The sequence below is a fragment of the Salinimicrobium oceani genome, assembly GCF_012037645.1.
This window is the reverse complement of the sequence record NZ_JAAVJR010000645.1, coordinates 1-444: the sequence shown is the minus strand read 5'-3', so window position 1 is coordinate 444 and position 444 is coordinate 1. Positions and strand designations below refer to the sequence as shown.

Sequence of the window (444 nt, the reverse complement as noted above, 5' to 3'; positions counted from 1 at the left end):
CGGAAATCTGGAGATCGAATTCCTGCTGAATGAAGAAGGAAACCTGCGGGCAAAGATCTTTAACAGGGAAAATAATATCCAGTACCTGGGGGAAGAATTAGGATTTACTCAAGGTGTGGGATTATCTTATCAGGTGGATTTTGACACTTTCCAAGAGCTGTTGCGCAAGATCGTGAATCAGGAAGTGAGCCCGGCGAGCGTAGGGGCAAAGACTTCAGAAGGAGGTGAGAAGAAGGAAGAACAGAAAAGCCTCGCCCCGGCATACATCAGGTTCCCCGGAAGCGAAGACTTTTAAAAGGATTAAGGAATAAGGTTTAAGGATTAACGTAAAAATAAGCCTGGCGATAGTAGAATTTCTGATCACTGATCAAGGATTAAGGTTTAAGGATTAAGGATTAAGGATTAATAAATATATAAGCCTGGCAATAGTAGAATTTCTAATCA

At 41.7% G+C, this 444-nt stretch carries 1 protein-coding gene; it reads left to right on the top strand.

Features of this window, described 5'->3' with window-relative positions:
• The coding region (locus tag HC175_RS18685) for a hypothetical protein (RefSeq protein ID WP_168139706.1) at positions 1-295 on the top strand (295 nt) is incomplete at its 5' end.
• Positions 296-444 lie beyond the last annotated feature (149 nt).